The sequence below is a fragment of the Streptomyces sp. Tu 2975 genome (genome assembly GCF_009832925.1).
GTDB lineage: Bacteria > Actinomycetota > Actinomycetes > Streptomycetales > Streptomycetaceae > Streptomyces.
The window spans coordinates 6,874,332-6,895,228 of record NZ_CP047140.1 but is presented as its reverse complement, the minus strand read 5'-3'; the positions used below and the strand labels follow the sequence as shown (position 1 = coordinate 6,895,228).

Annotated in this window: 15 protein-coding genes and 2 pseudogenes; 14 read left to right on the top strand and 3 right to left on the bottom strand. The window is 71.0% G+C overall.

Annotated features, from left to right (window positions below; translation table 11 throughout):
- Positions 1–36: 36 nt before the first annotated feature.
- From GLX30_RS30970 to GLX30_RS30935, 8 genes are all read left to right on the top strand, one after another.
- Positions 37–846 carry an alpha/beta hydrolase gene (locus GLX30_RS30970; RefSeq protein WP_159694252.1) on the top strand — a complete coding sequence of 270 codons (810 nt, stop codon included), beginning with the start codon at positions 37–39 and terminating at the stop codon, positions 844–846.
- Positions 843–2,120, top strand: a complete 1,278-nt coding sequence (locus GLX30_RS30965) for a SpoIIE family protein phosphatase (RefSeq protein ID WP_159694251.1) — start codon at positions 843–845, stop codon at positions 2,118–2,120. Before GLX30_RS30970 ends, GLX30_RS30965 begins: the two co-directional genes overlap by 4 nt.
- A gap of 231 nt (positions 2,121–2,351) precedes the next feature.
- Positions 2,352–2,846: a DUF2617 family protein gene (locus GLX30_RS30960; RefSeq protein WP_159694250.1), complete on the top strand. Its 495-nt coding sequence runs from the start codon at positions 2,352–2,354 to the stop codon at positions 2,844–2,846.
- Positions 2,843–3,244 (top strand): DUF4247 domain-containing protein, encoded by a 402-nt coding sequence (locus tag GLX30_RS30955; protein WP_159694249.1) that lies wholly within the window; start codon positions 2,843–2,845, stop codon positions 3,242–3,244. The genes GLX30_RS30960 and GLX30_RS30955 overlap by 4 nt, the downstream gene beginning before the upstream one ends.
- Positions 3,245–3,321: 77 nt before the next feature.
- On the top strand, positions 3,322–3,759 hold the full coding sequence (locus GLX30_RS30950) for a DUF350 domain-containing protein (RefSeq protein WP_005320439.1): 438 nt from the start codon (positions 3,322–3,324) through the stop codon (positions 3,757–3,759).
- Positions 3,760–3,767: 8 nt separating this feature from the next.
- Complete coding sequence (locus GLX30_RS30945) at positions 3,768–5,417, top strand: polyamine aminopropyltransferase (RefSeq protein ID WP_159694248.1); 1,650 nt, start codon at positions 3,768–3,770, stop codon at positions 5,415–5,417.
- Between the two features lie 348 nt (positions 5,418–5,765).
- Positions 5,766–6,680, top strand: coding sequence for a diiron oxygenase (locus tag GLX30_RS30940; RefSeq protein ID WP_159694247.1), 915 nt, complete (start codon positions 5,766–5,768; stop codon positions 6,678–6,680).
- Between the two features lie 64 nt (positions 6,681–6,744).
- Positions 6,745–8,394 (top strand): FAD-dependent oxidoreductase, encoded by a 1,650-nt coding sequence (locus tag GLX30_RS30935; RefSeq protein WP_159694246.1) that lies wholly within the window; start codon positions 6,745–6,747, stop codon positions 8,392–8,394.
- A 109-nt stretch (positions 8,395–8,503) separates the two neighbouring features.
- Here the strand turns inward: GLX30_RS30935 and GLX30_RS30930 are convergent, their stop codons facing one another.
- On the bottom strand, positions 8,504–8,926 hold the full coding sequence (locus tag GLX30_RS30930) for a YjbQ family protein (RefSeq protein ID WP_159694245.1): 423 nt from the start codon (positions 8,924–8,926) through the stop codon (positions 8,504–8,506).
- Between the two features lie 74 nt (positions 8,927–9,000).
- On the opposite strand from GLX30_RS30930, the pseudogene GLX30_RS30925 reads away from it, so the two are divergent.
- Positions 9,001–10,082 (top strand): annotated as a pseudogene (locus tag GLX30_RS30925) (NAD(P)-binding domain-containing protein).
- 373 nt (positions 10,083–10,455) lie between these two features.
- Here GLX30_RS30925 and GLX30_RS30920 read toward each other — a convergent pair.
- Entirely contained in the window at positions 10,456–12,264 is a 1,809-nt protein-coding gene (locus GLX30_RS30920; RefSeq protein ID WP_159694244.1) for an ABC transporter ATP-binding protein, read from the bottom strand.
- Between the two features lie 88 nt (positions 12,265–12,352).
- Here GLX30_RS30920 and GLX30_RS30915 point away from each other — a divergent pair, with 88 nt between their 5' ends.
- The 3 genes from GLX30_RS30915 to GLX30_RS30905 all read left to right on the top strand — a co-directional run bounded on the left by GLX30_RS30915 (position 12,353) and on the right by GLX30_RS30905 (position 16,510).
- Positions 12,353–12,799 carry a MarR family transcriptional regulator gene (locus GLX30_RS30915; RefSeq protein WP_159694243.1) on the top strand — a complete coding sequence of 149 codons (447 nt, stop codon included), beginning with the start codon at positions 12,353–12,355 and terminating at the stop codon, positions 12,797–12,799.
- A 109-nt stretch (positions 12,800–12,908) separates the two neighbouring features.
- Positions 12,909–14,732: an ABC transporter ATP-binding protein gene (locus tag GLX30_RS30910; RefSeq protein ID WP_159694242.1), complete on the top strand. Its 1,824-nt coding sequence runs from the start codon at positions 12,909–12,911 to the stop codon at positions 14,730–14,732.
- Positions 14,729–16,510 (top strand): ABC transporter ATP-binding protein, encoded by a 1,782-nt coding sequence (locus GLX30_RS30905; protein ID WP_159694241.1) that lies wholly within the window; start codon positions 14,729–14,731, stop codon positions 16,508–16,510. The genes GLX30_RS30910 and GLX30_RS30905 overlap by 4 nt, the downstream gene beginning before the upstream one ends.
- Positions 16,511–16,558: 48 nt before the next feature.
- On the opposite strand, the gene GLX30_RS30900 is transcribed toward GLX30_RS30905, so the two are convergent.
- On the bottom strand, positions 16,559–17,350 hold the full coding sequence (locus tag GLX30_RS30900) for a metal-dependent hydrolase (RefSeq protein ID WP_159694240.1): 792 nt from the start codon (positions 17,348–17,350) through the stop codon (positions 16,559–16,561).
- Between the two features lie 131 nt (positions 17,351–17,481).
- Here GLX30_RS30900 and GLX30_RS30895 point away from each other — a divergent pair.
- Together GLX30_RS30895 and GLX30_RS30890 are read left to right on the top strand one after the other, a co-directional pair.
- Positions 17,482–19,994: pseudogene (locus tag GLX30_RS30895) on the top strand (DUF3516 domain-containing protein).
- A 15-nt stretch (positions 19,995–20,009) separates the two neighbouring features.
- Complete coding sequence (locus GLX30_RS30890) at positions 20,010–20,876, top strand: acyl-CoA thioesterase II (protein WP_159694239.1); 867 nt, start codon at positions 20,010–20,012, stop codon at positions 20,874–20,876.
- Positions 20,877–20,897 lie beyond the last annotated feature (21 nt).

The following is a 20,897-nucleotide window of genomic DNA, read 5'->3' as shown; positions in this document are numbered from 1 at the left end:
TGACAAGGTTTGTCATGATGATGCGAAGATGTCCGTATGGATGTACGCAACAGGAACCGCGTCACGGTGAGTGGGAGGGCCGACGGTCCGGTGGTGATGCTGGCGCACGGGTTCGGGTGCGACCAGAACATGTGGCGCCTGGTGGTGCCGGCGCTGGAACGTGACTTCCGGGTCGTGCTCTTCGACCATGTGGGAGCGGGCCGGTCGGACCTGTCGGCGTGGAACGAGGAGCGGTACACCTCGCTGGACGGCTACGCCGACGACGTGCTGGAGATCTGCCACGCGCTGGACGTGCGACCGGTGTTCGTCGGGCATTCGGTGAGCGCGTCGGTCGGTGTGCTGGCGGCCTCGCGGGAACCGGAGCGCTTCGCGGGACTCGTCCTGCTCACCCCTTCGCCGTGCTACATCGACGATCCCGCGACCGGCTACCGGGGCGGTTTCAGCGCCGAGGACATCGACGAGCTGCTGGAGTCGCTGGAGTCGAACTATCTGGGCTGGTCGGCGGCGATGGCACCGGTCATCATGGGCAATCCTGAGCGCCCTGAACTGGGTGAGGAGCTGACCAACAGCTTCTGCCGCACCGACCCGAAGATCGCCCGCGTCTTCGCCCGCGCGACCTTCCTGTCCGACAACCGGGACGACCTCGCCGAGGTGCGTGTTCCGACGCTGATCGCGCAGTGCGCCCAGGACGCGATCGCCCCACGCGAGGTGGGGGAGTTCGTACACGCGCAGATCGACGGGAGCGAACTGGTCACGCTCACCGCGACCGGCCACTGCCCGCAGCTCAGCGCGCCGGAGGCGACGGCCGCGGCGATCGCGTCCTTCGCCGCCGGAGCGGGCCGGTGACGTCCGGGGACCTCCCCGACCGCACACCCGGCCGCCCGCAGGACCCCGGTCCGGTCTCCGGCGGCGGAGAAGGCGCCGGCCAGGTCTCCGCGCTGCTGGAGGACAGCGCCGAGGACCTGTACGAGAACGCACCGTGCGGCTACCTCTCCACGCTGTTGGACGGGCAGATCGCCAAGATCAACCGCACACTGCTGGACTGGCTGGGACACCGGCGCGAGGACCTGGTGGGCCGCAAGCGGTTCGCCGACCTGCTCACCGTCGGCGGGAAGCTCTACCACGAGACCCACTTCGCGCCGCTCCTGCGACTGCAGGGGGAGGTCAGCGGCATCGCGCTGGAGCTGAAGACCGCCGACGGCGGCCGGCTGCCGGTCCTGGTGACCTCCGTCCTCAAGAGGGACAGCGACGGCCGGCCCCTGCTGATCCGCACCACCGTCTTCGACGCCCGTGACCGCCGCGCGTACGAGACGGAGCTGCTCCGCGCCCGGCGGGAGGCCGACCGGGAACGAGAGCGACTCCAGCGCCTCGCCGCCACACTGCAGCGCACGCTGCTGCCCCCCGCGCTGGAGAATGTCCCCGGCCTGGACGTCGCCGCGCACTACCACATCGCCTCGGCCGACGAGGTCGGCGGCGACTTCTACGACCTGTTCCCCCTGACCGCAGGCACCTGGGGGCTGTTCCTGGGCGATGTGTGCGGCAAGGGGGCCGCTGCCGCTGCCGTCACCTCGCTGACCCGGTACACGCTGCGGGCCGCCGCCGTCTACCACCCCGACCCGGCGGCCGTGCTCGGCAACCTCAACACCGTGCTGAACCACGAACTCCACGGCGAGGACCCTCGTTTCTGCACCGTCCTCTACGGCCTGCTGACCCCCGCCGACCGCGGCTTCCACATCACCCTCGCCAGCGGGGGGCATCCGCCGGCGGTGCTGATGCGCGCCGACGGCAGCGCCGACTACGTGCACACCCCCGGCGGGCAGCTGCTCGGTGTCGTTCCCGACGCCGACATCGCCACCGCCACCGTCCAAGTGGGCCCCGGCGACACGCTGCTGCTCTACACCGACGGCCTCACCGAGGCCCACACCAGCACGGCCGGCGGTCGCTACGGCGACGAGGCGCTCCTGGACTTCGCCCGGTCCCTCGCCCCGACCACCGCGCAGGCCGCCGTCGCGGCGGTGCGGGAGCTGCTCGACTCCTTCGACACGGTGGACGACGACACCGCGCTCCTGGCCGTCACCGCTCCCTACCCCGGTCATGGGGAGGCTCGCGGAGCGGGCTGACGAGCACGCCGAGCCGTGAGGAGTCGGCGTTCCCCCCTGTCAGCAGCGCCATGACGCTGTGCCATACTCAGCGCGCTCACTGCCCGTCCCGAAGTCGTGGGGAACACCGTTGAAGCCCGACCTCGCCGCCCTCGGCGCCGGACCCGCCGCCGCCGCCCTCCCCACCCGGAACGGCGCGCGGACACAGAGCCCCGTCCCGGCAGTCGCCGGCGTCCGCATGGGCAGGAACCCGTGAGCGGTATAGAACTGACGACCCCGTATCTGGACACGGACGCGGACCAGCTCTCCTTCACCCTCGGCAGGCCCGCGCGCGAGGCACTCGCCGTGCGCGACGTCACCGTCGGCGGGCTCGACGTCCAGCTCAGGCTCCTCGGCGCGTCCCATCAGGTCTTCGCGGGGCCGGTCCGGGAGACCGTGGCCTGCCTTCCCGGCGTCGTCGGGGGCCTGCCCGGGTCCGCGGTGCACGAGTTCGAGGAGTGGCACTACCGCTTCACCGCCCGCGTCAGGCACTTCACCGCCGCCGGGTTCAGCGAAGAGGTTCACGGGATCCGCAAGCGGTCCGACGACGCCGCCGAGTCGCTGCACGGCATCTTCCCCGGTTCCCCCGAGGCGGTCACCGCACTGACCGTCGAGCGGCTCGGCACCGGGCTGGGCTGGCGCACTTGGCACACCTACCCGCAGAGCCGCCAGATCGTGGCGACGTACACCCGGCTGGAGGCCCGATGAAGACAGCCCGACTCATCAGCGTGACGATACTCGCGACGATCGCGCTCACCGCCTGTTCCAGTGAGCCGGACGACGGCAACGACGTGCCGTCCACCTGGATACGGCAGCAGTACACCAGCAGCGGCGTGGGCTACGTCGACACCAGCGACACGACGTCCAAGGTCGCGAAGGAGATCGACGGTCACGCCTCGGCCCGTGACCGTATCAACGACTCCGGCAAGGTCTTCCTGCGCTACCGGGACGACATCGTCTCGATCGTCCCGCACCAGGGCGGCAGCCGGATCGAGATCGACGACTACCGCACCGGCTACTACCGCTGGAAGTCCAACATCCGGTCCGTGTGGCCGGACCCGGACAGCGACGAATTCCGCGGCGGCGGCCCCGGATCCGGCAAGTGACCGCCCGCCCCGCCCTGTAGCTTCTCCGGTCCCGCACCCACCCGCACACCTCGACGACGTCCCCGAAAGGCATCCCCGTGGCAGAGATCTTCGAGTCGGCAGGCGTCGCCCTGCTCTACGGTCTGGTCGGCTTCATCGTCATGGCCGTCGGTTTCATCGCCCTCGACCTGGTCACCCCCGGCAAGCTCGTCCATGTGGTGTGGACGGAGCGCAACCGCGGCGCGGCGGTCCTCCTCGCCGGCCAGACGATCGCCATCGGTCTCGTCATCGACCAGTCCATCCGGGCCAGCGAGTCCGAGCAGGGCCTCGGCCTGGGGCTCCTCAGCACCTTGCTGTACGGCCTGTCGGGAGTGGTCGTGATGACGTTCATCGCCGTCGTCGTCGGTCTGCTCACCCCTGGCCGGCTGGGTCACGCCGTGCTCGACGACAACGGCGACCGCCCCCACCCCGCGGCCTGGGTCCAGGCCGCGATGTACATCGGCACGGCCTTCATGGTCGGCGCCGCGGTCTCCTGAACCGGACGATGGGCACCACCACTTCGCACGACACGGTCGCGGTCGAAGCGGCCGCGGCACCGACCGCGGCGGGCAGCCCCCCTGCCGCTCCCGCCGCGGGAACGCCGCCCGCCGCCTACTCGCGGGGGGCGCGCTTCCTGCTGCTGTTCGCGGTGTTCCTCTGCGCGGCCTGCGGCCTGGTGTACGAACTGGCGCTGACGGCGCTGGGCAGTTACCTCATCGGCAACTCGGTGATGCAGACCTCCGTGGTCATCTCCGTCATGGTCTTCGCCATGGGCATCGGCTCGCTGGCGGCCAAGCCGCTGCAACGGCGGGCGGTCGGCGCCTTCGCCCTGGTGGAGGGGCTGCTCGCGCTCGTCGGCGGGCTCTCGGTGCTCGTCCTGTACGTGTCGTTCGCCTGGCTGCGGATCTACATGCCGTCGATGGTGGTGGTCACCTTCGCCGTCGGCCTCCTCATCGGGGCCGAGATCCCGCTGCTGATGACGCTGCTCCAGCGGATCAGGCGACAGGAGGCGGGCAGCGCCGTCGCCGACATGTTCGCCGTCGACTACATCGGAGCGCTGGTCGGCGGGCTGTGCTTCCCGCTGCTGCTGCTTCCCGCCTTCGGGCAGCTCAAGGGCGCGCTGGTGGTGGGCGCCGTCAACGCCGTGGCCGGGGTCGTCGTCGTCCTGTGGATCTTCCGCCGGCAGACCCGCCGTGTCGTACGCGTGTCGCTGCTGGCCGGCATGGCGGCCGTCCTCGCCGTGCTCGGCACGGTGTACGCGCTGGCGGACGACATCGAGGTGACGGCACGGCAGCAGCTGTACCGCGACCCGATCGTGCACGCCGAGACCACGCCGTACCAGGACATAGTCGTCACCCGGTCCACCGCCTTCACCGGCGACGCCGACATGCGGCTGTTCCTCAACGGAGATCTGCAGTTCTCCTCCGTCGACGAGTACCGCTACCACGAGGCCCTCGTCCACCCGGCGATGTCGGGCAGACGCTCCTCGGTGCTGATCCTCGGCGGGGGCGACGCGCTCGCCCTGCGCGAGGTCCTGCGCTACGACGACGTCGAGGACGTCACGCTCGTCGACCTCGATCCGGCGATGACCAGGCTCGCCCGCACCTTCGAGCCGCTGCGTGAGCTGAACCGGGACGCGCTGCGCGACCGCCGGGTCACGGCCGTCAACGCCGACGCCTTCAACTGGCTGCGGGACGCCACGCGGCGGTTCGACACGGTCGTCATCGACTTCCCCGATCCCGACAGCGCGGCGCTCGCCAAGCTGTACTCGGTCGAGTTCTACCACCTGCTCAAGCAGGTCCTGAAGCCCGAGAGCCAGGTCATGGTGCAGGGCGGGTCCCCGTTCTTCGCCCCCAAGTCGTACTGGTCCATCGCCGCGACGATCGGCGAGGCCGGATACCGCACCACCGAGTACCAGGTGGACGTCCCGAGCTTCGGCAACTGGGGCTTCGTCCTGGCCACTCCCGGCACCGACGGCCCGCCGCCGGCACTGCGTCTGGCCGAACAGGCGCCGCCTTTGCGGTTCCTGGACGACGCCGTCCTCGAGGCGGCCGCCGTCTTCCCGCTGGACCGCCGCCGCCTGGACGTCCGTGCGAGCACGCTGATGGACCCGGTGGTGCTGGAGTACACGCTCAACGAGTGGCAGAACTACTGAGCCCCACGAGGCTCCGAGGCGGGCTGCGACAGTAGGACCGCCCCGCCTCGGTCGCGCCCGGCCGCACTACCGGCCTTCACTTCTGCCTGCTTCACGGCACTTCGCGGCATTCACGACGCTCCGCGGAGCCCCGCTCCGGCGACGTCCGGCCATGCCCTCTCACCGATTTCGTACTGAGGGGTAGGCCCGTGCCCGCTCTTGCTATACGGTCCGTCTAACAGCTTGCTAGACGCTGCGTCTAACAAGCTGCGGCGGCACCTTGCGGCGAGGACGGCCGACGGTGCCTGCCGGCCCCGCACCCGACAGCGAACAAGGAACATCACACCACTCGTTTCGAGGAGCCGCACCATGTCCAGCAGCACCCTCCGGCCCAGGACGCAGGAACGACCCCGCGAGCAGGACGTCGCCCGGCGGTTGCTCGACTCGGCCGCCGTGCTCGCGTACGACCCCGCCACAGAGGTGGACTGGGAGACGCCGCTGGACAAGGACTTCCACGGCGCCAGCCCTGAGTGGAGCACCCTCTACGGCACCGCGTACTGGAACGAACTGACGGACGCCCAGCGCAAGGAGCTGACGCGGCAGGAAGCCGCGTCCGTGGCCAGCACCGGCATCTGGTTCGAGATGATCCTTCAGCAGATGGTCCTCCGTGACATCTACGCGAAGGACCCGACCGACGCCACGTTCCAGTGGGCGCTCACCGAGATCGCCGAGGAGTGCCGGCACTCGATCATGTTCGCCCGTGGCGCCCAGAAGCTGGGAGCTCCCGCGTACCGGCCGCACCGCTTCGCGGTCGAACTCGGCCGTGTCTTCAAGACCGTCGCGTTCGGCGAGGCTGCGTACGCCGCGATCCTTGTCGCCGAAGAGGTCCTCGACGTCATGCAACGTGACTGGATGCGCGACGAGCGGGTGGTGCCGTTCGTCCGGACGATCAACAACATCCATGTCGTCGAGGAGTCCCGGCACATGAAGTTCGCCCGTGACGAGACGCGCAAGCGCCTCCGGGGCGCCGGCCGGCTGCGGCGGCAGGTCAACGCCCTCGTCGTCGCCATCGCGTCGTACGTCATCGTCACCAGCATGGTGAACAAGAACGTCTACGCGAACGCCGGGCTCGACGAGGAGCGCGCCATCGGCGAGGCCAAGGCCAACGAGCACCACAAGTCCATGATGCGGTCGAGCTGTTCGGGACTCATGGAGTTCCTGGCCTCGGCCGGTCTGCTCACCCGGCCCGCCCTCTTCTTCTACAAGCGCGCCGACCTGATCTGACAGCACGAGCGACCCGACCCGACGACCCGCCCGAACCTGAGCCGAGCCGAGCCGAGTTGACGACATGACCTACGCCATCACGCAGACCTGCTGCAGCGACGCCACCTGCGTCGCCGTGTGCCCGGTCAACTGCATCCACCCCACCCCGGAGGAACGCGCCTTCGGCAGCACGGAGATGCTGTACATCGACCCGAGATCCTGCATCGACTGCGGCGCCTGCGCGGACGCCTGCCCGGTGGACGCGGTCTTCCCCGTGGACAGCCTGTCCGGTTCGCAGCAGGAGTACGCGGCGATCAACGCGGCCTACTTCGAGGACGAGACGCCCGAACCGGCCGGCGAGAGCCCGAACTTCCACGTCTGGGGCGAGCCGGAGTTCAAGCGCGTCCTGCCGGCCGACTTCGCGCCGATCCAGGTCGCGGTCGTCGGCACCGGCCCCGCCGGCATGTACGCGGCACAGGACCTGCTGCTGCACACCAACGCCGAGGTGACGCTGGTCGACCGGTTGCCGGTTGCCGGTGGCCTTGTGCGTTACGGCGTGGCACCGGACCATCCCGCGACCAAGAAGGTCGGTGACACTTTCGGGCGGTTCCACACGCATCCACGGGTGCGGATGCACCTGGGCGTCGAGGTCGGCAAGGACGTCACCGCGGAGGAACTCGCCGCGCACCACGACGCGGTGATCTACGCCGTCGGCGCCTCGCGCGACCGCCGGCTCGGGATCCCGGGAGAGGATCTGCCCGGCAGCATCTCGGCGACGGCGTTCGTCGCCTGGTACAACGCCCACCCCGAGGTCGCGGCGGACGCCGTCGATCTGTCGGCCGAGCGCGTGGTCGTGGTCGGCAACGGCAACGTGGCCGTCGACGTCGCGCGGATCCTGGTCAGTGCCCCGGAGACGCTGGCGGACACGGACATCGCCGACCACGCGCTGGCCGCCCTGCGCGCCGGACACGTGCGCGAGGTGGTGCTCCTCGGCCGCCGCGGCCCTTCGGACGCGGCGTACACCAGGTCGGAACTGCTCGCTCTCAAGCACCTGCCCGGCGTGGAGCTGGTCGTGGACGACCACGACCCACGGATCGGCGCGGGCATCGAGAGCGCCGGGGCCAGGGACAAGGCCGCCGACCTGAAGGACGTCACCCGCCGCGAGATCGACTGGTCCCTTCCGCCGGCCCCGGGGCGGCGCATCGTGTTCCGCTTCCACTCGGCACCGTCGGATGTGCTCGGCGAGGACACCGTGCGTGCCGTACGCACCACCGGGACACCGACGGCGCGGGAGATACCCGCGGGCATGCTGCTGCGGGCCGTCGGCTACCGGGGCGCGCCGATCGCCGGCCTGCCCTTCTCCGAGGCCACCGGCACCGTGCCGCACGAGAACGGCCGCGTGACCGGAATGCCGGGGACGTACGTCGTGGGGTGGATCAAGCGCGGGCCGTCCGGCGGCATCGGCGCGAACCGCACCTGTGCCGCCGAGACGGTCGGCACACTCCTCGCCGACGCCGTCGGTGGCGCGCTGCCCGCCCCCTCCCGGTCGACGAAGGCGTTCCAGCGGCTGGTGCGCGGCCGCAACCGCCGGGTCGTCGACGCGGCCGGGCTGGCGGCGATCGAGCGGGCCGAAATCGCCCGAGGCCTGCGTGAAGGCAGACCGCGGGTGAAGTTGACCACGGTCGCCGAGCTGGTGAGGTCGGCGAGGTCCGGCCGCGGGCTGCTGCCGCGCTGACCCGGTACGGCGTACGTCGGCTGCCGGCGCGCCGACCAGCGTCCGGGCGGGAGGGCGGCCCGTTCCCCGGGGCCTTCGCCGGGCGCAGCGGGCGGGCGAGGTCCGCCGGTCAGCCCAGGAAGCTCAGCCTGACCCGGCGGTCCGGGTTGTCCTTGTTGGTGTCGACGAGGCACACGGACTGCCAGGTGCCGAGTTCCAGCCGGCCGCCGACCACGGGAAGCGTCGCATGCGGCGGGACCAGGGCGGGCAGCACATGGTCCCTGCCGTGGCCGGGGCTGCCGTGCCGGTGCTGCCAGCGGTCGTCGGCCGGGAGCAGGGTGTGCAGGGTGGTCAGCAGGTCGTCGTCGCTGCCCGCCCCGGTCTCGATGAGGGCGATACCGGCGGTGGCGTGCGGGACGAAGATGTTGAGCAGGCCGTCGGCGCCGTCCGCGTTCTCCCGCAGGAAGCGCTCGCACTCCCCCGTCAGGTCGGTGACGGCCTCGTCGGAGCCGGTGCTGATGGTCACGGTCGTGGTGGTGAAGGTTCCGGGCATGACCCCATCTTCTCGTCCGCCGGCGGGTGAGGCCCTGCGGGAAGATCCGCGCCGCCCGCCCTGTTGGTAGAAACGTGAACGACTTGGTGGCTCGTGAAGTGGACGTGGTGGTCGTCGGTGCGGGGCAGGCCGGCCTGTCCGCCGCGTATCACCTGCGACGCGCCGGACTGCTGCCGGACCGCGACTTCGTCGTGCTCGACCACGCCCCGCGGCCCGGTGGCGCCTGGCAGTTCCGCTGGCCCTCCCTCACCTACGGCAAGGTGCACGGCATGCACGCGCTGCCCGGCATGGAGCTGACCGGCGCGGACGAGGAACGGCCGTCCGCGGAGGTGATCGGCGCGTACTTCGCCGACTACGAGCAGCGTTTCGGCCTGGGGGTGCACCGGCCCGTCGCGGTCGCGGCCGTCCGCGAGGGGGACGGTGGACGCCTGTCGGTGGAGACCTCCGAAGGAATCCGGTCGACGCGGGCCCTCATCAACGCGACCGGGACCTGGGACCGCCCGTTCTGGCCGCGCTACCCGGGCCAGGAAACCTTCCGCGGGCGGCAGTTGCACACCGCGGACTATCGCGGCCCCGAAGGGTTTGCGGGGAAGCGGGTCGTCGTCGTCGGCGGCGGAGCGTCCGGGACCCAGCATCTGATGGAACTGGCCGAGGTGGCGGCCGCGACGACATGGGTGACGCGGCGCCCCCGGTGTTCCGGGACGGCCCCTTCGACGAGGACGCCGGACGGACGGCGGTCGCGCTGGTCGAGGAGCGCGTACGGCGCGGACTGCCGCCGCAGAGCGTCGTCTCCGTCACCGGCCTGCCGCTGACCGACGCCGTCCGGCAGGCCCGGCGGACCGGGGTGCTCGACCGGTTGCCGATGTTCCACCGGATCACACCGTCGGGGGTCGCCTGGGACGACGGCCGGAGCGTCGAAGCCGATGTGATCCTCTGGGCGACCGGCTTCCGCGCGGCCATCGACCATCTCGCGCCGCTGCGCCTGCGTGAGCCGGGCGGCGGTATCCGGGTGGAGGGCACCCGCGCGGTGCGCGACGCCCGCGTGCACCTCGTCGGCTACGGCCCTTCGGCCTCGACGATCGGGGCGAACCGCGCCGGGCGGGCCGCCGTACGGGAGATCACCCGGCTGCTGGAGAAGGAACCGGCACCCGTCTGACCGGCGTACGGCTCGAGGACGGACGCGCCCACCCCACCGGCACGAACAAACGAACGCTCGCGCGGTTGTTCCCCGGAACGTGTGGTCGCACCGGTCTCGCCGGCCCAACTCCCTTGCGATGCAAGATGCTTACGGTGCGCAAGCGGCGGGCTGCAGACCGCGACGACTGTGCGGTCCCATGATCAGCACCATGCACGAGGAGAAAACATCACCATGAACCTCATCACCGACCTGCTCGCCGGCATCGTCCACTTCGTGGGTCGGCTCGTCTGACGGCTCGTTCACGACAGGCGCCGCCGCTCCCCGTCCCACGGGAGCGGCGGCGCCGCCGTGCGGGGGGGGGCGGAAGCGCGCGGGCGCCGAGTGGCCGCCGTCAGGGTGCGGCAGGGGCCGGCTCGGCGTCCCTGCGGACGAGGGCGGCGTAGCGGCCGTCCCGCTCGAGCAGTTCACGGTGGCTGCCGCGCTCGGCGATGCGCCCCGCGTCGAGCACGACGATCTCGTCCGCGTCCCTGACCGTGGAGAGCCGGTGGGCGATGGTGATCGTGGTACGGCCCCGCGAGAGGGACTCGATGGCCTGCTGCACCGCGTGCTCGGTCCGTGTGTCGAGCGCGCTGGTCGCCTCGTCGAGGACCAGGACCGGCGGGTCGCGCAGAATCGTGCGGGCGAGGGCGAGCCGCTGCTTCTCGCCGCCGGAGAAGCGGTAACCCCGCTCGCCGACCAGGGTGTCGTACCCGTCGGGGAGGGAGGCGATGTGGTCGTGGATCTGCGCGGCGCGGGCGGCGTCCTCGAGTTCCTCGTCCGTGGCGTCCGGCTTGGCGAAGCGCAGATTCTCTGCGACGGAGGCATGGAAGAGGTACGTCTCCTGGGAGACGACCCCCACGGCCTGTGCGAGCGTGTCGAAGGCCAGGTCCCGTACGTCGACGTCGTCGATGGTGACCCGGCCGCCGGTGACGTCGTACAGCCGGGGAACCAGATAGCTCAGCGTGGACTTGCCGGAACCGGTGGGGCCGACCACCGCGAGCGAGCTGCCGGCGGGGACGGTGAGGTCGATGCCGTCGAGGGTGGGCCGCTCCTGCGCGGGGTCGTAGGAGAAACCGACGTTTTCGAAACGCACATCACCCCGGACCTTGTCGAGCGCCACGGGCTCCGCGGGCTCGGTGATGTCGACGCGCAGGTCGAGATATTCGAAGATCCGCTGGAACAGGGCAAGTGATGCCTGCATCTGCACCCCGGTGGAGAGCAGGCTCACGGCGGGCCGGAACAGGCCCTGCTGGAGCGAGACGAAGGCGACGAGCGTGCCGATGGAGATGGCGGGCCCGCCGGTCCGCAGCGCGAAGCCCGCGGCCCAGTAGATGAGGGCCGGCATGGCCGCCATGACGATGCCGATGGTCGACATCCGCCAGCGGCCGGCCATGCTCGAGCGCACCTCGAGGTCGACCAGGCGCTCCGACTCCTCGGCGAAGGACCGGGTGAGGGAGTCGGCCCTGCCCATGGTGCGGCCGAGGAGGATGCCGCTGACGGACAGGGACTCGGTGACGGTGGCGGCCATCGCGGCCATCTGCTTCTGCCGTTGAGTGGTGATCTTCTTCCGCTCGCGGCCGACCCGGCGGCTGATCCAGACGAACAGCGGCAGCAGGACGAGGGAGACGACGGTGAGCCGCCAGTCCAGGGCGAGCATGGCGACGACGCCGGCGACGACCGCGGTGAGGTTGGAGACCAGGGAGGTGGCCGTCGACGTCACGGTGGCCTGCATGCCGCCGATGTCGTTGGCGATGCGCGACTGGACCTCGCCGGTGCGGGTCCTGGTGAAAAAGGCGAGCGGCATCCGCTGCAACTGCGCGTAGACGCCGGTGCGCAGATCGTGCATCACATGCTGGCCCACCGTGGTGGAGATCAGCGTCTGGAGCACGCCGAAGACACTGGTCATAACGGCGGTGGCGATCATGCCGAGGGCGAGCAGGCTGAGCAGCCCGGTGCGGCCCTGCGGGATGGCGGTGTCGAGGATCTCGCGCAGCAGGAACGGCGAGGCGACGGACACCAGCGACGAGGCGCCGACGAGCAGGCCCACGACGGCGAGTCGGCCGCGGTAGGGCCGGAAGAGCCGCAGGATCCGCCGCACCTCGGCGGGCGGCTGGTCCGGGTCCTTGGGCGGTGGTGTCCAGGTGGTGTGTTCGGGCCGCAATTCTCTCCTCAGGCAGGTATGCGATATGAGAGCTTAGCTCATTGTTACCTATACTCACAATGAACAAGCTCCTGATATTGTTCCCGGCATGAGCACCCCCGACGCCGACGGCCTGCTCGCCGAGCAGTTGCTCCGGCTGACCCGTCGGCTCCACCGCAGCCAGAAGCGCCAGCTCCAGTCGGCGGACATAGCGATCACCCCCGCCCAGTCGCGACTGCTGCGCACCTTGGCGCATTACGACGAGCCGCCCCGTATGGCGGATCTGGCGGAGCGTCTCGAGGTGGTCCCCCGTGCCGTCACGAGCCTCGTCGACGGTCTCGAGGCCGGCGGCCGGGTCCGCCGGGTGCCCGACCCGACCAACCGCCGTGTCACACGGATCGAGTTGACCGACACGGGCCGCGCCACGCTGCGCGCCCTGCGCGACGCGCGACGCGCGGCGGCGGAGGACGTGCTCGCCCCCCTCACCACGGAGCAGCGCGAGACCCTCGCCGGCCTGCTGTCCGCCCTGGTCGACAGCCCGGGACCGCACTGCTGACCGACCAGGACCGGAGCCCGGAGCGCCGGGATTAATTCGTTTGCTGCCGCCCGTCCCAGGGCGGGAGGCTGGCAGATCTGTGCCGACCTTCCGAACGATCTGGGACATCATGCAGATTCGCGACCTTCCGTATGTCGATCCTGGTCTGCCGGACGTCCGGTCGGGGCCGAGATTCCTCCTCTGGCTCGGGCGCCGTCAGCTGCGCGGCCAACTCCGTTCGCTCTCCTGGGGAATGCTGCACTTCGTGTCCGTCATGGCCCTTCCCTACGGGGTCGGCAGGGCTGTCCAGGCGGTCGTGGAGAAGTCCGGCAGCTCCCTCGCCCTGGCGGGCGCGCTGCTCGCCGTCTCCGCCGTCTGCATCGCCGTCGGCGACACCATGCTGCACCGCACGGCCGTCACCAACTGGATCACCGCCGCGGCGCGCGTCCAGCAACTCCTCATCCGCAAGACCTCCGAACTGGGCTCCGCGCTCACCCGGCGGGTCGCGGCCGGCGAAGTGGTCGCCGTGTCCACCGGTGATGTCGAGAAGATCGGCTGGTTCGTCGAAGCGGTCTCCCGTTTCCTCGCCGCCGCCCTCACCGTCGTGCTGGTCTGCGTCGGCCTGCTGATCTACCAGCCGGCCCTCGGCGTCCTCGTGGCCGTCGGCGTTCCGGTGCTCGCCCTCGGCGTCCTGCCGCTGCTCCCCCGGGCCACCCGTCTCGCGGACGTGCAGCGGGAGAAGGCGGGCCGCGCCACGGAGCTCGCCTCCGACACGGTCGCCGGCCTACGGGTCCTCCGCGGCGTCGGCGGCGAGGAGCTGTTCCTGAAGCGCTATCGGCACGCCTCCCAGGAGGTACGCACCGCCGCCGTCCGCAGCGCCCGGATGTGGTCGGCCATCTCCGCCGTGCAGGTGCTGCTGCCGGGCCTGCTGCTGATCTGGGTCGTCCGGTACGGCCTCGGGCTCGTCGGCGACGGCCGGATCGCCGTGGGTGAACTGGTCACCGTGTACAGCGCGGTGATGCTGCTGAGCTACCCCCTCCGGCACTTCGAGGAGATCGCCATGGCGTACTCCTTCTCCCGGCCCTCCGCGCGCCGCGCGGCCCGGGTGCTGTCACTGGAGCGGAGCGCGCGGCAGGACACCCCCGCGGACGACGCGCGCGAGCTGACCGGCGATCTGTACGACCCGGCCACCGGCCTGCTCGCCCCGACCGGAACGCTCACCGCCGTCGTCTGCGGCGACCCCGACGCGGCGGGACAGCTCGCGGAACGGCTCGGCGGCCACCCGGCTGAACCGGACGGCCTGCCGTCCGTGCTGCTCGGCGGTGTCGCGCTGGACGGCCGGCCGCTCCAAGAGGCCCGCGGCGCGGTGCTCGTCCAGGACAAGGACCCCGTGCTGCTCTCGGGCACCCTCACGGAACTGCTCGACGTGCCGGCGTCCGGGAAGGTCGCCGCGGAGCGGGCGCTGGCCGCGGCGGAGTGCGGCGACGTGCTCGACGCGCTGGCGCAGGCGTCCCTCGACAACGACCCCATGAACGCGCCCATCACCGAACGCGGGCGCTCGCTGTCCGGCGGTCAGCGGCAGCGGCTCGCGCTGGCGCGTTCGCTGGTCACCGACCCTGAGGTGCTGGTGCTCGACGAGCCGACGTCGGCCGTCGACTCGCACACGGAGGCGCGGATCGCGGACGGCGTGCGCAAGCTCCGCGCGGGCCGCACGACGGTGCTGTTCACGTCCTCACCGCTGCTGCTCGACCGCGCCGAGCGGGTCGTGCTGGTCCGCGAGGGCGAGGCCGTGGCGGTCGGCGCGCACCGCGAACTGCTGCGTACGGAGCCCCGCTACCGCGCGGTCGTGACCCGGGAGACCGACACGGAGCAGCACCTGGTGGCGGCCCCGCGCGGCCCGCTCGGGGCACATCTCACCACGGCCGGCACCGAAGACATCGAGGAGACAGCATGATCGGCCTGGCGCCACCGGAGTACGACCCGGCCGCCCTCCGCTCGGCGACCACCCTGCCGGTGGGCACGCCGGCCACCGTGCGCGCGTACGTGCGCGAGCTGCTGCGGCGGCACCGCGGCGCCTTCGCGCTTCTCGTCACCGTCAACACCGTCGCCGTCGTCGCCTCGATGGCCGGTCCGTGGCTCCTCGGTTCGCTCGTGGAGAAGGCGGCGGACGGAGCGCGCGACCTGCACCTGGAGCGCACCGCCGCCCTGTTCGCGGCCGCCCTCGTCGTCCAGGCGGTCTTCGTCCGGCTGGTACGGCTGCGCGGGGCGATGCTGGGCGAGCGGATGCTCGCCGATCTGCGCGAGGACTTCCTCGTCCGCTCTGTCGGCCTCCCCCCGGGCGTCCTCGAACGCGCCGGGACGGGCGACCTGCTGTCCCGTATCACCACGGACGTCGACCGCCTCGCCAACGCCATGCGTGAGGCAGTGCCGCAGCTGACGATCGGCGTCTTCTGGATCGTGCTGCTTCTCGGCGGGCTCACCGTGACCGCGCCGCCGCTCGCGCCCGCCGTGCTGGTGGCGGTGCCGTTGCTGGTCGTCGGCTGCCGCTGGTACTTCAGACGTGCGCCGTCGGCGTACCGCTCGGAGGCCGCCGGGTACGCGGCCGTGGCGGCCGTACTCGCGGAGACCGTCGACGCCGGCCGCACCGTGGAGTCGCACCGGCTCGGGGCGCGCCGGGTGGCGCTCTCCGACCGGCGGATCAAGGAGTGGACGTCCTGGGAGCGGTACACCCTCTACCTGCGGTCCGTCCTGTTCCCCGTCATCAACCTCACCCATGCCACCGTGCTCACCTCCGTGCTCATGATCGGCGGCGTGTTCGTACTGCAGGGCTGGATCGGGATCGGCCAGATGACCACCGGGGCGCTGATCGCCCAGATGATGGTCGACCCGGTGAACCTGATCCTGCGCTGGTACGACGAGCTCCAGGTGGCTCAGGTGTCCCTGGCGCGGCTGGTGGGCGTGCGGGAGATCGAACCGGAGGCGGGCGACGACCGGTTGCGGCCCGACGGCCGGGACGTCCGCGCCGACAAGGTGCACTTCGGTTACCGCGCGGGCGTCGACGTGCTGCACAAGGTCTCGATGGAGGTGCCGCCCGGCACCCGGATGGCGCTGGTCGGCCCGTCCGGTGCCGGCAAGTCGACCCTCGGCCGGCTGCTCGCGGGCATCTACGCGCCGCGCAGCGGCCATGTCACGCTAGGCGCGGCGGAGTTGTCCGGCATGCCGGCCGAGCGGGTGCGGGAGCACGTGGCGCTCGTCAACCAGGAGCACCACGTCTTCGTCGGCTCGTTGCGGGACAACCTGCTCCTCGCCCGTTCCTCGGCCGGGGACGCGGAGCTGTGGGCCGCGCTCGGCGCGGTGGACGCGGACGGCTGGGCACGGGCGCTGGACGACGGTCTGGACACCGAGGTCGGCTCCGGCGGCCTCTCGCTGACCCCGGCCCAGGCCCAGCAGATAGCGCTGGCCCGCCTCGTCCTCGCGGACCCGCACACGCTGGTGCTGGACGAGGCCACCTCCCTGCTGGACCCCCGGGCGGCCCGCCACCTGGAGCGCTCGCTGTCCCGTGTCCTGGACGGCCGCACGGTCGTCGCCATCGCGCACCGGCTGCACACCGCGCACGACGCGGACGTGATCGCGGTGGTCGAGGAGGGACGCATCAGCGAGCTCGGCAGTCATGACGAGCTCGTAGCGGCGGACGGCGCGTACGCGGCGCTCTGGCGCTCCTGGCACGGATGATCCCGGCCCCGGCCCCCGCCCGTCACCGCGCGGGGCGGGCCGGGCCCGTCAGATGAAGTTCAGCGCGGCCGCCCCGCCCACCCCGCCCAGCAGCATGAACGCCGGCATCAGCACCTTCAGCTCGACCCAGCTCCCGGCCCGGAAGCGCATCGGCTTCGGGGGGCCCACCGCGTACCAGCGCTTGTTGCCGATCGGGATGGGCCACAGGATCGGGCAGCCGGAGACGGTGAGGGCGTCGCCGATGTCGTGGACGAGGGCGCCCAGGACGATCGGCAGGCCCAGCCACAGGTACTCCTGGCCGGGCGCGGTGAACAGCCAGTCCGCGCCGTTGCCCGGCTTGTCCAGGACGCCCGCGAGGATCCAGGCGCTGGTGGCGCCCAGCAGCCAGACCAGGATGTCGCTGGAGACTCGGGCGGCCCGCCACAGCAGGCCCTCCACGGCCAGCACCATGTGGACGAACAGGATCGCGAGGACGGCCCACCGGCCGCCGAAGATCGCCAGCGCGGAGGCGCCCGCGCCGATGAGGACCGCCCACAGCCAGGTGTGCGTGAGGGTCCGGTGCCCGCCCGTCCTGCGCTTGTCACCCTGCTTCCGTGTCGCCTTGTAGACGGCGTACGACAGCTTGTCGACGATCTCGCACAGCCCACGTGACACGGGCCCGAAGGCCCGCGAGATCGTCGCCGCCTTGTGATCCAGATCGGGCGCCAGCGCCGCGCCCGCGCAGATCAGCGCTCCGACGACGAGGACGGGCCACGGCATCGGGTGGCCCGCCGCGGCCGTCGCCGCCCCCACTCCCAGCCAGGCGGCCGCCCCGGACAGAGAGTGCGCCGGTCCCATCATGTGCGTCCCCGCCCCATCGTCGCCCCATTGCTCTTGTGTCTGACCCCAGTTGACAGGGCAGCGTATCGGTCATGATCTTGCCGCTCACGGCCGGTTCCCTGATCCGGCTCGGGGACAGGCAAGATGGGGGTGTGACCCTTATCGATCAGCTGCCTTCAGACGCCGACCCCGATGCCCTGTACGAAGCCTTCTCCTCCTGGGCGGAGGGCCAGGGCATCACGCTCTATCCGGCTCAGGAGGAGGCGCTGATCGAGGTGGTCTCCGGGGCGAACGTGATCCTTTCGACCCCGACCGGCTCCGGGAAGAGCCTGGTCGCGGCGGCTGCGCACTTCGCGGCACTGGCGAACGACCAGGTCACTTTCTACACGGCACCGATCAAGGCCCTGGTCTCGGAGAAGTTCTTCGACCTGTGCAAGCTGTTCGGTACGGAGAACGTGGGCATGCTGACCGGCGACGCGTCCGTGAACGCCGACGCGCCGGTCATCTGCTGCACCGCGGAGGTGCTGGCCTCGATCGCCCTGCGCGACGGGAAGCACGCCGACGTCGGTCAGGTCGTGATGGACGAGTTCCATTTCTACGCCGAGCAGGACCGCGGCTGGGCCTGGCAGATCCCCATCCTGGAGCTGCCGCAGGCCCAGTTCGTCCTGATGTCGGCGACCCTCGGTGACGTCTCGATGTTCGAGAAGGACCTGACCCGCCGCACCGGTCGCCCCACCACCGTCGTCCGGTCGGCGACCCGGCCCGTGCCGCTCTCGTACGAGTACCGGCTGACGCCGATCACGGAGACGCTGACCGAGCTGCTCGAGACCAAGCAGGCGCCGGTCTACATCGTGCACTTCACCCAGGCGCAGGCCGTGGAGCGGGCCCAGTCGCTGATGAGCATCAACATGTGCTCGCGCGAGGAGAAGGACAAGATCGCCGACCTGATCGGCAGTTTCCGGTTCACCACCAAGTTCGGCAAGAACCTGTCCCGTTATGTGCGGCACGGCATCGGCGTGCACCACGCGGGCATGCTGCCCAAGTACCGGCGGCTGGTGGAGAAGCTGGCGCAGGCCGGCCTTCTGAAGGTCATCTGCGGCACCGACACGCTCGGTGTAGGTGTCAACGTCCCCATCCGCACGGTGCTGTTCACGGCGCTCACCAAGTACGACGGCAGCCGGGTGCGGACCCTGCGGGCCCGTGAGTTCCACCAGATCGCCGGGCGTGCCGGCCGGGCGGGCTTCGACACCGCCGGCCTGGTCGTCGCCCAGGCGCCCGAGCACGTCATCGAGAACGAGAAGGCGCTCGCGAAGGCCGGGGACGACCCCAAGAAGCGCCGCAAGGTGGTCAGGAAGAAGGCTCCGGAGGGCTTCGTCGCCTGGTCGGACAGCACGTTCGAGAAGCTGATCGCGTCCGAGCCCGAGCCGCTGACCTCCCGTTTCCGGGTCACCAACATCATGCTTCTGTCGGTGATCGCCCGGCCGGGCAACGCCTTCGAGGCCATGCGCCGGCTGCTCGAGGACAACCACGAACCCGCAAGGCCCAGCTGCGTCACATCCGCCGGGCCATCGCCATCTACCGTTCGCTGCTCGACGGCGGCGTGGTGGAACAGCTGGACACCCCCGACGCGGAGGGCCGCACCGTCCGGCTCACCGTCGACCTCCAGCAGGACTTCGCGCTGAACCAGCCGCTGTCCACGTTCGCCCTCGCCGCCTTCGACCTGCTCGACCCCCAGTCCCCTTCCTACGCGCTGGACATGGTCTCCGTCGTCGAGTCGACGCTGGACGACCCGCGCCAGATCCTCGCCGCCATGCAGAACAAGGCGCGCGGTGAGGCCGTCGGCAAGATGAAGGCCGACGGCATCGAGTACGAGGAGCGCATGGAGCGGCTCCAGGAGATCTCGTACCCGAAGCCGCTGGAGGAGCTGCTGTGGCACGCCTACAACGTCTACAAGAAGTCGCACCCGTGGGTCGGCGACCATCCGGTGTCGCCGAAGTCCGTCATCCGTGACATGTACGAACGGGCTTTGACGTTCACCGAGTTCACCTCCTGGTACGAGCTGGCCCGCACCGAGGGCATCGTGCTGCGCTATCTGGCGAGCGCGTACAAGGCGCTCGACCACACCATCCCGGACGATCTGAAGACGGAGGACCTCGAGGACCTGATCGCCTGGCTCGGCGAGATGGTCCGCCAGGTCGACTCCAGCCTGCTGGACGAGTGGGAGCAGCTGGCCAATCCCGAGGTGGAGACGGCCGAGGAGGCGCAGGAGAAGGCCGACCAGGTCAAGCCGGTCACGGCGAACGCCCGCGCGTTCCGGGTGCTCGTCCGCAACGCGATGTTCCGCCGGGTGGAACTGGCCGCCCTGGACCGGGTCGGTGAACTGGGCGAGATGGACGCCGAGTCGGGCTGGGACGCGGACGCCTGGGGCGAGGCGATGGACGGGTACTGGGACGAGTACGACGACCTGGGCACCGGCCCCGACGCCCGCGGTCCGAAACTCCTGGCCATCGAGGAGGACGCCCCGCACGGCCTGTGGCGCGTACGGCAGACCTTCGCCGACCCGAACGGCGACCATGACTGGGGTATCAGCGCGGAGGTCGATCTGGCGGCCTCCGACGAAGAGGGCCGGGCGGTCGTGCGGGTCACGTCCGTCGGCCGGCTCTGACAGGGAGAAGTGAGGATGACGAATCCGGCCGAGCGTCTGGTCGATCTGCTCGATCTGGAACGGATCGAGGTCAACATCTTCCGGGGACTCAGCCCGAACGAGTCCCTGCAGCGCGTCTTCGGCGGGCAGGTGGCCGGTCAGGCCCTGGTCGCCGCGGGCAGGACCACGGACGGCGACCGCCCGGTCCATTCGCTGCACGCGTACTTCCTGCGACCCGGACGCCCCGGAGTGCCGATCGTGTACCAGGTCGAACGGGTCCGGGACGGCCGCTCGTTCACCACCCGCCGGGTCACGGCCGTGCAGGAGGGGCGCACCATCTTCAACCTGACGGCGTCCTTCCACCGCCCGGAGCCGGGGAGCATCGAGCATCAGCTGCCGCCTCGTCTCGACTTCCCGGAGCCCGAGTCGCTGCCCACCGTGACGACCGAGATCCGGGAGCATCTGGGCGCGCTGCCCGAGGCGCTGGAGCGGATGGCCAGGCGCCAGCCGTTCGACATCCGCTACGTCGACCGGCTGCGCTGGACGGCGGACGAGATCAAGGACGCCGACCCGCGCAGCGCGGTCTGGATGCGCGCGGTCGGCCCGCTGGGTGACGATCCGCTGGTGCACACCTGCGCACTGACGTACGCGAGCGACATGACACTGCTGGACGCCGTGCGGATCCCGGTGGAGCCTCTGTGGGGGCGCCGGGGCTTCGACATGGCGTCGCTCGACCACGCGATGTGGTTCCACCGGCCCTTCCGCGCCGACGAGTGGTTCCTCTACGACCAGGAGTCGCCGATCTCCACGGGCGGCCGTGGGCTCGCCCGTGGCCGGATCTACGACCGCGAGGGACGGCTGCTGGTCTCGGTGGTGCAGGAGGGCCTGTTCCGGCCGGTGTAGCCGGCCGCCGGGCCGCGGCCC

Bases quoted from the DNA above. Each gene is read 5' to 3' on its own strand.
- GLX30_RS30930 (WP_159694245.1), bottom strand. From the start codon at position 8,926: ATGCCCGGAACCTTCACCACCACGACCGTGACCATCAGCACCGGCTCC.
- GLX30_RS30915 (WP_159694243.1), top strand. From the start codon at position 12,353: ATGAGCACCCCCGACGCCGACGGCCTGCTCGCCGAGCAGTTGCTCCGG.
- GLX30_RS30905 (WP_159694241.1), top strand. From the start codon at position 14,729: ATGATCGGCCTGGCGCCACCGGAGTACGACCCGGCCGCCCTCCGCTCG.
- GLX30_RS30955 (WP_159694249.1), top strand. From the start codon at position 2,843: ATGAAGACAGCCCGACTCATCAGCGTGACGATACTCGCGACGATCGCG.
- GLX30_RS30900 (WP_159694240.1), bottom strand. From the start codon at position 17,350: ATGATGGGACCGGCGCACTCTCTGTCCGGGGCGGCCGCCTGGCTGGGA.
- GLX30_RS30970 (WP_159694252.1), top strand. From the start codon at position 37: ATGGATGTACGCAACAGGAACCGCGTCACGGTGAGTGGGAGGGCCGAC.
- GLX30_RS30890 (WP_159694239.1), top strand. From the start codon at position 20,010: ATGACGAATCCGGCCGAGCGTCTGGTCGATCTGCTCGATCTGGAACGG.
- GLX30_RS30940 (WP_159694247.1), top strand. From the start codon at position 5,766: ATGTCCAGCAGCACCCTCCGGCCCAGGACGCAGGAACGACCCCGCGAG.
- GLX30_RS30935 (WP_159694246.1), top strand. From the start codon at position 6,745: ATGACCTACGCCATCACGCAGACCTGCTGCAGCGACGCCACCTGCGTC.
- GLX30_RS30910 (WP_159694242.1), top strand. From the start codon at position 12,909: ATGCAGATTCGCGACCTTCCGTATGTCGATCCTGGTCTGCCGGACGTC.
- GLX30_RS30945 (WP_159694248.1), top strand. From the start codon at position 3,768: ATGGGCACCACCACTTCGCACGACACGGTCGCGGTCGAAGCGGCCGCG.